The following is a 10,575-nucleotide window of genomic DNA, read 5'->3' as shown; positions in this document are numbered from 1 at the left end:
GAGAAGGGCTGTTTGGTCAGGGGGGGGGTCGGAGAGCACCCCCCCAGGGGGGGGGGGGGGGTCGACCCCCCCCCCCCGCTCCCGCTTCATTGCGCCTCTGCCTGCTTCGCCGCCGCGTCGATCGCCGCCAGCGACTTGCGGACCTGGTTGCGGTCCGTGGTGTACCAGAAGTCGGGGAGCGAGGCCTTCAGGTATCCGCCGTACCGGGCGGTGGCGAGCCGCTGGTCCAGGACGGCGACCACACCGCGGTCCCCCGAGGCCCGGACGAGACGGCCGGCGCCCTGGGCCATGAGCAGGGCCGCGTGCGTCGCGGCCACGGCCATGAAACCGTTGCCGCCCGCGTCCTCCACCGCCTTCTGGCGCGCGCTCATCAGCGGGTCGTCGGGACGCGGGAACGGGATCTTGTCCATGACGACCAGCTGACAGCTGGGCCCCGGGACGTCGACCCCCTGCCAGAGCGACAGCGTCCCGAAGAGGCAGGTCCTGGGATCGGCCGCGAAGTTCTTGATCAACTCACCGAGCGTCTCCTCGCCCTGGAGCAGGATCGGGAACTCGGGAATCCGGGAGCGCAGCTCCTCCGCGGCGAGCTGGGCGGCCCGCATGGACGAGAACAGCCCGAGGGTGCGGCCCCCGGCGGCCTGGATCAGCTCGGTCAGCTCGTCGAGCATGTCGGCGCGCTCGCCGTCCCGCGCCGGGCGGGCGAGGTGCTTCGCGACGTACAGGATGCCCTGCCTGCGGTAGTCGAACGGCGAGCCGACATCGGTCCCCTTCCAGCGCGGCAGGTCGTCTCCCTCCACGCCCTCGGGACCGAGGCCGAGAGAGGCTCCGACGCCGTTGAAGTCTCCGCCCAGTTTGAGGGTCGCCGAGGTGAGGACGACGCTGCGGTCCGCGAAGAGCTTCTCCCTGAGCAGCCCGGAGACCGACATGGGGGCGACGCGCAACGAGGCGCCGAAGCGGTCGTGGCGCTCGTACCAGACGACGTCCCACTCCGAGCCGTTCACGACCCGCTCCGCCACGTCGTGCACGGATTCCACCGAGGCCAGCGCCTGCTTGCGGACCGCGTCCTCGTCCTGGACGGACTTGTCGCGGGTCGTGCCGAGTGCGGTGATGACGGTCCGGGCGGCGTCACGCAGGGCCATCAGGGCGTAGGCGAGGTCTTCCGGGATCTCCTCCAGGCGACCCGGCAGGGCCAGTTCCATCAGCCGCTCGAAGCCCTCGGCGGCGGTCTGGAGCTGGTCGGCGGCCTTCTCGTTGACGAGCTTGGCGGCCCGCCGCACGGCACGGTTGACCTGGCCGGGCGTGAGTTCGCCGGTGGCGACGCCAGTGACCCGGGAGACGAGTTCATGGGCCTCGTCCACGATCAGGACCTCGTGCTGCGGCAGCACCGGCGCGCCCTCGATGGCGTCGATGGCCAGGAGCGCGTGGTTGGTGACGACGACCTCGGCGAGCTTGGCCCGCTCCCGGGCCATCTCCGCGAAGCACTCCGCTCCGTACGCGCACTTCGAGGCGCCGAGGCACTCCCGGGAGGACACCGACACCTGGGCCCAGGCGCGGTCGGAGACGCCCGGCGTGAGGTCGTCGCGGTCGCCGGTCTCGGTCTCGTCGGACCAGTCGCGCAGGCGCAGCAGGTCCTGGCCCAGCTTGCTCGTGGGCGCCGCGGCCTCGAACTGGTCGAAGAGTCCGTCCTCCTCGTCCTGCGGCATGCCTTCGTGCAGACGGTGCAGGCACAGGTAGTTCGACCGGCCCTTGAGCATCGCGAACTCCGGGCGGCGGCGCAGCAGCGGGTGCAGGGCCTCGACCGTGCGCGGCAGGTCGCGCTCCACGAGCTGGCGCTGCAGCGCGAGCGTGGCCGTGGCGACGACCACCCGCTCCCCATGGGCGAGTGCGGGCACGAGATAGCCGAGCGACTTTCCGGTGCCGGTGCCGGCCTGGACCAGCAGGTGGGATCCGTCGTCGATCGCCTCGGCGACCGCTTCGGCCATGGTGACCTGGCCAGGGCGCTCCGTGCCGCCGACGGCTGCGACGGCGGCATGCAGGAGTTCGGGGAGTGAGGGCTTCGTCATAGCCCGACCACCCTACGGCCCGGCAGTGACAAACGGGTGGTCGAGGCGGAGACGAGGGCTGGGATCACGGCCAAGCTCCTGAGAGTGGAGAGGGGTCGCTGGTTCGCGGCAGTCTGCGGGCTGGTGGGGCGGTCCACGGTGGTTCCGGCACGGCGTCGAATTTCTTTCCGCGGGCGGGAACCGGCGCGGCCCGAGCCGCGTTCCTCTTGTGAACGCGTCGTCACGCAGCGTCACATCAGATCGCGCAGGACTCGGTCCCGGATCACGAGGGCGGCCCGCTTGCCGGGCAGGTCGACCTCCGCGGCGAACCGGAATCCGGCGCTCAGGAAGGCCGCGACGGAGGGAGTGTTATGAAGATCGGGTTCGGCCACGACACGGGTGCAGGCCGGGCGGCGGTCCAGGACCAGGTCCGCCACGGCTCTGAGCAGGGCGGATCCCAATCCCTTTCGCCGGTCGGCGGCCTCACCGATCAGCAGGTGGATCCCGGTGTCATGCGGGCGGGCCGGATAGTGCAGCGCCAGCGGGTCCAGGTCCGCCCGGTAGATCTCCCAGTAGCTCATGGGGTTGCCGTCCAACAGGCCCAGGCACGGGACGCTGCGCCCGTCGCCGGTGAGTTGGGCCCGCAGGTGACTCTCCGTCGCGCTCGGGGGCCCGGCCAGGTCCCAGAACGCGGCGACGGCGGGGTCGTTCATCCAGCGGTGAACGCGCGGGAGATCACGCTCGACCTGGACCGGCACCAGCTGGAAGGACCCGACCGGGGTGGCGGTGGGCCCCCAGCCCGGCACATGGTCGAGCAGGTCGTCCCCGGCACGGGTGAGGCGTTCCCGCCCTCGGCCGAGCCGCAGGGCGGTTGCAGTGCACCCGCCCCCTCCTTCCCGGCCACCGCGTTCCGCGTCGGACGTCCCCCCGGCGAGGAGAGCGGCGAACTCGCGCGGCAGGCGCAGGTCCAGGGTGTCCTCACCGCGGGCCAAGGCTCCGGTGCCCGCCGGGCCCTCGCGGTCTCGGGGGTCGCGGCAGTCCGGGCGGACGGGGACGGCGCCGGGCCCGCTGCCGGCGCTCGCATCGGTGGACGGCACAGTGCTCTCCTCTCAGGAGACGAAAGGGGTGAGGGTTCTCGCAGGTGAAGGACGGCGGTTCTGTTCGTTCACGACGGTTGGGTTCGAGTCGTTCGCTTCACGCGTGAAGGGGGTTCGCGATGGTGACGTAGACGGACTGGGTGTCGACCGGGCCGACGAGTTCGTCGAGGCCGTGCAGCCGGGTCAGCAGGTTGGCCTTGCAGCGCAGGGTGGGTGAGTCGAGCAGGAGGCCGGGCAGCGGGGTGCGCAGGGCGTCGGACCCCGAGGCGACGCCGGTGAGGAAGCGGCGGAACGCCGCCAGGAGCAGCCGCTCGTCGGCGATGCGCTGGGAGCCGAACGCGCCGATCAGGCCGAGCACGTTGTTGAGAGCGAGGTAGTACGCGAAGCGTTCGTCGGTGACGTCGTCGGAGACGAAGGTGTCGCTGTGCTCGCCGATGCCGGGCAGCCGGGCGTCGAGCTCGGCCCGGCGGGACTCTCGGAAGTAGTAGCCCTGGTTGTCGCGGTAACGGCCGCCGGCGGGCCAGCCGTCGTCGTCGAGCAGGAGCAGGGTGTTCTGCTGATGGGCCTCGAGGGCGACTCCGGCCTCGCTGTCCAGCCACAGCACGGGACGCACGACCTGCTCGAGGTAGCGCAGGAACCACTCCGCCGCCACGGCTCCCACGGGCCGCCCGGTGCGTACGGCGAGTCGCGCGACGATCTGGGCCAGGCGGGACCGGAGCGGCCAGGTGCCCTGCGCCGGCGGGGCCTGGGGGCTCGGTTCGATGAGCGGGCGCGGCGAGACGAGACCGGCGACGCAGCTGACGTCGTCGGCCGGGGAGAACGGGTTGTGCCGGATCACGACGTCGAGGCCGGGCACGGGCCGGCCCTCCGGATCGTCGACGGCCAGCCACGCCGGGTCGCGGACGATGTCGAAGCCGGGGTGGACGGCCTGCCAGTCCTTGGACAGGCCGCCGCGCAGCAGCCGGTGCACCTCGACGCCGCGGTGGAGTTCCTTGCGGAGGTTCTCGCGACGGGAGTTGGTGATGCGCAGGCCCAGCGACAGCTTGACCATCGCGGGGGCACCGGACCGGTGGACGGTGCGTACGGAGGAGGTGGGGTGCCAGGGAGGACCGAGCGGACCCAGGTCGCGGAGCGCTCCGGCCTCGAGCAGGGAGGCGACCGTCTCGCGGTGACGGACCTCGCGCGCCTGCCAGGGATGCAGGGGCAGGGCGGCGAATCCGTCGGGCAGGCGCAGCGCGGATCCCGCGAGTCGCTGGGTGAGGTGGTCCGCGGGGACGGGGCGGCCGCGTTCGGTCCAGGCCGAGTCGGTGGCGAGCAGAGAGGGGGCGACAGCCAGCCAGTGCAGGGGGAAGGAGCCGCGCACCTCCGGTGAGTACCGGCGGGCCTCGGCTTCGGTCAGGCCTTCCCTGCTCTTCGGGGTCGGGTGCAGGGGGTGTCCGAGGAGGAGGGCCTGCTCGGCGCTGAGGAAGAGGTCGGGGCCGTCGGCCGGGTGCGCCCGCCGATCCCGGAGGAAGACCGCGGTGCGGCGCACCGAGTCGGCCACCCGTGCGACAAGGTCGGCGCCGGTGGCTGTGACCCCGGGAGGGCCGGTGGTGGGCTCAGGAGTGCCGGTGGTGCCCGCAGCTCCGGCGGCCGTGGACTCAGGGGTGTAGGGGAGGTCTGCAGCGCCGGTGACCGTCGGCTCAGGAGTGCCGGTGGTGGCTGCAGCGCCGGTGGCTGTGGGTCCGGGGGTGTCGGCGGTGGTGTCGGGACTGCCGACGGTGCCCGCGGCGTCGGCGGGGGTTTCCCTGGCGAGCAGGGCTGCGAGGGTGACCGCGTCGACCGGTGGGGCCGTTTCGGCGGCTCCGGTGAGGCGGGGTGGGCCGAAGCGGTGCCAGCCCGTCGCGGACCAGTGGCGCACCGGTGCGGTGAGGGTGGTGCCGCTGGCGGGCAGCGGAATGCGCAGGGTGGCGCCGGCCGGCTCGGCGAGGTTCGTCTCCCGGGCCCAGCAGCGCAGGAGGTTGTCCACCGTCGCGGCCTGGGCGGCGGTGTACGGGTCGGGGTCCTCCAGCGGGTCGGTACCGGTGGCGCCGGGACGCGGGGCAGCCGGAGTGCGCCGCTTCTGCGGGGGCACCGACTCGGCGAGCGGCACGGACGCGGGCGGGGTGCCGGGGTCTGCCTGTTCGTCGGGGTTGCCGGAGCGGCCGTCGGGTGTGGGGGTGGCGTTCAAGACGGCTCCTCGGGGCTGGGTCGGGGTCGTGCTGGGTGGTTCTCGTGCGGTCGGGCGACCGGTCGTCCGGCCCGCGTCGGGGCGTCGGGCGGAGTCGGCCGGCGTACACGGCCGGGATGGGCGGGTGCCGGGTGGTCGAAGGGACGAGGGCGTGGACGTGCTGGTGGGAGGTGCGGGTGACATGGGGTGCTGCGCGGGCCGTGACGTGGTCTCGGGGCGTGGCGGCAGGGCGGCCGGTCTACGGCAGTCGGCCGGTGCGTGGGGCAGGGCCGTCGTGCTGTCGGTGGCGGCGACGGCGGCCCTGGTGCTGCTGATGGCGGGCCGCGGCGGCGATCGCGTCGGAGAGGCGGTCCAGTACGGCCGCCGCCTGCTCGTCGCTGATGGTCAACGGAGGAAGGATCCGTACGACGGCGGCGTGGCGGCCGCCGAGTTCCACGATCAGGCCGCGGTTCAGGCACTCCCGCTGGACGGCCGCGGCGAGTTCGGGGTCGGCGGGGCGAGGGGTGCGGGTGGGCGGGAGTCCGTCTGGGGGCGGTACGTGCCCACCGGGAGGGGCCTCGCCTTGTCCCGGCGCGGTGCCGGCGCCCTCGGGGTCCACCAGCTCGACGCCGATCATCAGCCCTCGTCCGCGGACGTCTCCCACGCAGGGCAGCTCCGCCTGGAGCCGGCGCAGTTGGGTGAGCATCCGGGAGCCGAGCGCGGCGGCTCGTTCGGCGAGGCCGTTCTCGCGGACGTGGGCCAGGGTGGCGGCGCCGGCGGCCATGGCGAGCTGGTTGCCGCGGAAGGTGCCCGCGTGGGCGCCGGGCTGCCAGACGTCGAGGTCGTCGCGGTAGACGACCACGGCCAGCGGAAGGCTGCCGCCGATGGCCTTGGACAGGACCATGACGTCGGGCGTGATCCCGCTGTGCTCGACGGCCCAGAAGGCGCCGGTCCGGCCGACGCCGGTCTGGATCTCGTCGGCGATCAGGGGGATGGACCGGTCGGCGGTGATGCTCCGCAGGCGGCGCAGCCAGTCGTCCGGTGCGGGGATCACCCCGCCCTCGCCCTGGACGGGTTCGAGGATCATCCCCGCGGGCAGCGGGACACCCGACTTGGGGTCGTCGAGCAGGGACTCGGTCCAGCGGGCGGCGAGTTCCGCGCCGCGGGGACCGCCGATTCCGAACGGGCAGCGGTAGTCCTGCGGGTACGGCAGCCGGGCGACCCGTACGTCGCCGGCGCCGCCGGACGCGGCCAGGGCACCCGCGGTCATGCCGTGGTAGGCGCCGGTGAAGGCGAGCATCCCGGTGCGCCCGGTGGCGGCGCGGACCAGTGTGAAGGCGGCTTCGACCGCGTCGGTGCCGGCCGGCCCGCAGAACTGGACGCGGGCGCGGTCGGCGAGCCCCGGCGGCAGAGTGGCGAACAGTTCGGTGATGAAGGCGTCCTTGACCGGGGTGGCCAGGTCCAGGACGGAGAGCGGGGCGCCGGAGTCGAGGACGCGGCGGACGGCCTCCAGCACGACCGGGTGGTTGTGACCGAGGGCGAGGGCGCCGGCGCCGGAGAGGCAGTCGAGATAGCGGCGGCCGTCGGCGCCCTCGATGGTCAGCCCCCGCGCCCGCACGGGGACGATGGGCAGCGCCCGGGCGTAGGTGCGCGCTGCGGACTCGCGCGCCGACTGGCGCCCGAGGATCCCCTCGTGCGCAGTGCGCGCGCCCCCGTACGCCCCTTCAGCCACCGACTCGGTCACGGCCACGGCTCGTTGTCCTCCCCGCTGTTCAGAGGCGAGTTGATCCGCGGGGACCGGACACAGGCAGCAGTCCCCCCACCGCTACCAACCGCGGACCGGCCCTCGGGTTACGGGTTGCCCCAAGATCCTTGCTGTGACGGAACCGTTGCCGTTCCATCGGAAGTCCCCCACAGCGACCGCATAGTGTGTGGTCCCGTTCCCACAGGGTCATGAGACCGGCGTGAACTCCCCATGAGTTCGGCGCCGGTGCCGGGCCCCGAGCGCCGAGTTCCTTTATCCCAGGGGGAGTCAAGAGCATGCGATCCATACGACCGTCGTTCACCGTTCGCCGAGGGAGGGGCGTGTTCCGCAGGTCCTCCCCCGTGCTGGCGACGGTCGCCCTCGTTTCCACGCTGGCGATGACCGCCACCGGCTGCAACGGCGACGACAAGGCCGACGCGAAGCCGAGCGTGAGCGCGACCGCGGCCACCGGCGACGGAAAGATCAAGATCCCGGACGACATCAGGAACAAGCTCAAAGAGCACGGGATCGACATCGACAAGTGGAAGCACGGCGCCTGGAAGAACTGGAATCGGGACGACTGGCTGCGCGAGGCCAACGACTTCATCAACCCGATCATCAAGGGCCTGTGGGACCCGGACCGGATGCGGCGCGCCGACGACCCGGACAAGGGCGTCGACGACAACGACATCTCCGGTGACCAGGGCGTGACGGACCCGACGCCGGCGCCGGTGAAGGCCCAGCAGGTCAGGCCGCCTTACCACACCAACGCGGCGACCTCGGGCAAGGTGTTCTTCGACTCCCCCGAGGGCACCATGGTCTGCTCGGCCACGGTGGTCGAGGACCCGGCGCACCCGGGCAAGTCCAACCTGATCTGGACGGCCGGGCACTGTGTGCACGCCGGCAAGAACGGCGGTTGGTACCGCAACATCGCCTTCGTGCCGTCGTACAACAACCAGGGCGAGTCGGAGGAGCAGCTGCAGAACGCGTCCAGGGCCGAGGTCGCGCCCTACGGCGTGTGGTGGGCCGATGCCGCGAAGACCTCGCAGCAGTGGATCGACCAGGGCGGCCACTCCGGCGGGAACGGGGCGTCGTACGACTTCGCCGTCATTCATGTGACGCCGGAGCAGGGCAACGCCGGCAAGTCGCTCGAGGAGACGGTCGGCGGGGCGCTGCCCGTCAACTTCAACGCGCCGGCGGTGCCGAAGGTGCAGAGCATCACGGCGAGCGGGTACCCGGCGGCGGCTCCGTACGACGGTCAGCTGCTGTACCAGTGCCAGGACAGGCCGGGGCGGCTGTCGATCAGCAAGTCGGACCCGACGATGTACCGGATCGGCTGCACGATGACCGGTGGCTCCTCCGGCGGCGGCTGGGTGGAGACAGGTGCCGACGGCAGGCCGGCGCTGGTGTCCAACACGTCGATCGGCCCGGTGAGTTCGGGCTGGCTGGCCGGTCCCCGACTGGGTGATGTGGCCAAGGGTGTCTACCAGGCGGTCAGCAAGAAGTTCGCCGGCCGGTAGGCGGACGGCACCCGGGCGCGGGCGGCGGGAGGTCCGACAGGCCTGCACGGCCTCGCCGCCGTCCGTCCGTCCGCGACCGAGGTGGCGGCATGGGCGCCTGGTGCTGTCCGGTGGCGCCGCCCTGCAACGGACGGACGGTGCTGGTGTCGAACACGTCCATCGGCCCGGTCACTCACACCTGGCTCGTGGGACCGCACTGGGCACGGAAGCAAAGGCGCTGTACCGGAACATGAGCGGGACGTACCGCGGCCGGTGGGACTCCCGGCACGCGAAAGGCCCGCCCCGGCCGGGGCGGGCCTTTCGCGTGTGTGACGGTCAGGCGGCGGAGGCCGGCGTGTACGGCGCCAGCTCGGCGGCCAGTTCCTCGTGCACCCGGGCCTTGAGGAGGGTGCCCTCGGCGGTGTGCTCCTCGGAGAGCACCTCGCCCTCGGTGTGGGCGCGGGCGACCAGCTTGCCGTGCGTGTACGGCACGAGCGCCTCGATCTCGACGGACGGCCGCGGCAGCTCGTTGTCGATCAGCGCGAGCAGTTCCTCGATGCCCTGGCCGGTACGGGCCGAGACCGCCATGGAGCGGGGCTCGATCCGCAGCAGCCGCTGGAGCACCAGGGGGTCGGCCGCGTCCGCCTTGTTGATCACGACGATCTCGGGCACGTCGGTGGCGCCGACGTCCCGGATGACCTCGCGCACGGCTGCCAGCTGCTCCTCCGGGGTCGGGTGCGAGCCGTCCACCACGTGCAGGATCAGGTCGGAGTCGCCGACCTCCTCCATGGTGGAGCGGAACGCCTCGACCAGGTGGTGCGGCAGGTGCCGGACGAAGCCGACGGTGTCCGCCAGGGTGTACACCCGGCCGCTCGGGGTCTCGGCACGGCGCACGGTCGGGTCCAGGGTCGCGAACAGCGCGTTCTCGACCAGGACGCCGGCGCCGGTGAGGCGGTTGAGCAGGGAGGACTTGCCGGCGTTGGTGTAGCCCGCGATGGCGACGGACGGCACCTTGTGGCGTCGGCGCTCCTGGCGCTTCACCTCGCGGCCGGTCTTCATGTCCGCGATCTCCCGGCGCATCTTCGCCATCTTCTCGCGGATCCGCCGCCGGTCCGTCTCGATCTTGGTCTCACCGGGGCCACGGGTGGCGAGGCCACCGCGACCGCCGCCCATCTGCCGGGACAGCGACTGACCCCAGCCGCGGAGCCTCGGCAGCATGTACTGCATCTGCGCGAGCGCGACCTGCGCCTTGCCCTCGCGGGACTTGGCGTGCTGGGCGAAGATGTCGAGGATCAGGGCCGTACGGTCGATGACCTTGACCTTGACGACGTCCTCCAGCTGGATCAGCTGGCCGGGGCTCAGCTCACCGTCGCAGATGACGGTGTCCGCGCCCGTCTCGAGGACGATGTCGCGCAGCTCGGCGGCCTTGCCGGAACCGATGTAGGTGGCGGCGTCGGGCTTGTCCCGGCGCTGGATCACGCCGTCGAGCACGAGCGCACCCGCCGTCTCCGCGAGGGCGGCCAGCTCCGCGAGGGAGTTGTCCGCGTCCTGGGCGGTGCCGGTGGTCCACACGCCGACGAGCACGACGCGCTCCAGGCGGAGCTGCCGGTACTCGACCTCGGTGACGTCCTCCAGCTCGGTGGACAGACCCGCCACGCGGCGCAGGGCCGCGCGCTCGGAGCGGTCGAACTGGTCACCGTCCCGCTCGCCGTCGATCTCGAAGCTCCAGGCGACGTCCTCTTCCATCAGGGCATCGGCCCGAAGACCTTCGGGATAGTCGTGCGCGAGGCGCTTGGTGTCCTGGGAAGGGGAAGAAGAGGAGGTCATTGGATCCTTACGTCGATGGGAGTGCCGATTCGGTGTGCCGACTCGGCGCTGGCGAGTCCGGCTGTCACCAGGGACAACGCACGGGCACCCCGGGAGATTCCCGTGTCCCGTGCCGCGCCGGCCCGAAAATGGTCGCACGGCACGGGTGGTCTCGTCACCGCCTTATTCCCGGGCGAGC

Annotated in this window: 6 protein-coding genes; 1 reads left to right on the top strand and 5 read right to left on the bottom strand. The window is 72.4% G+C overall.

Annotated elements, in window-relative coordinates:
• Positions 1 to 86: 86 nt before the first annotated feature.
• From ACZ404_RS11135 to ACZ404_RS11120, 4 genes are all read right to left on the bottom strand, one after another.
• Positions 87 to 2,063 carry an ATP-dependent DNA helicase gene (locus ACZ404_RS11135; RefSeq protein ID WP_468438311.1) on the bottom strand — a complete coding sequence of 659 codons (1,977 nt, stop codon included), beginning with the start codon at positions 2,061 to 2,063 and terminating at the stop codon, positions 87 to 89.
• Between the two features lie 230 nt (positions 2,064 to 2,293).
• Positions 2,294 to 3,139: a GNAT family N-acetyltransferase gene (locus ACZ404_RS11130; protein WP_468438308.1), complete on the bottom strand. Its 846-nt coding sequence runs from the start codon at positions 3,137 to 3,139 to the stop codon at positions 2,294 to 2,296.
• Between the two features lie 97 nt (positions 3,140 to 3,236).
• Entirely contained in the window at positions 3,237 to 5,348 is a 2,112-nt protein-coding gene (locus ACZ404_RS11125) for an IucA/IucC family protein (protein ID WP_468438305.1), read from the bottom strand.
• Between the two features lie 238 nt (positions 5,349 to 5,586).
• Positions 5,587 to 7,077, bottom strand: a complete 1,491-nt coding sequence (locus ACZ404_RS11120) for a diaminobutyrate--2-oxoglutarate transaminase family protein (protein WP_468438302.1) — start codon at positions 7,075 to 7,077, stop codon at positions 5,587 to 5,589.
• Positions 7,078 to 7,367: 290 nt separating this feature from the next.
• Between ACZ404_RS11120 and ACZ404_RS11115 the strand changes: the two genes are divergently transcribed.
• The gene (locus ACZ404_RS11115; protein ID WP_468438299.1) at positions 7,368 to 8,591 is read left to right on the top strand and encodes a trypsin-like serine peptidase; all 1,224 of its coding nucleotides are present in this window, start codon (positions 7,368 to 7,370) and stop codon (positions 8,589 to 8,591) included.
• 315 nt (positions 8,592 to 8,906) lie between these two features.
• On the opposite strand, the gene hflX is transcribed toward ACZ404_RS11115, so the two are convergent.
• Positions 8,907 to 10,397, bottom strand: coding sequence for a GTPase HflX (gene hflX, locus ACZ404_RS11110; protein WP_468438297.1), 1,491 nt, complete (start codon positions 10,395 to 10,397; stop codon positions 8,907 to 8,909).
• Between the last annotated feature and the right edge of the window lie 178 nt (positions 10,398 to 10,575).

It is taken from the genome of Streptomyces sp. NPDC030798 (assembly GCF_055572275.1).
This window is presented reverse-complemented; position numbering and strand designations above follow the sequence as displayed.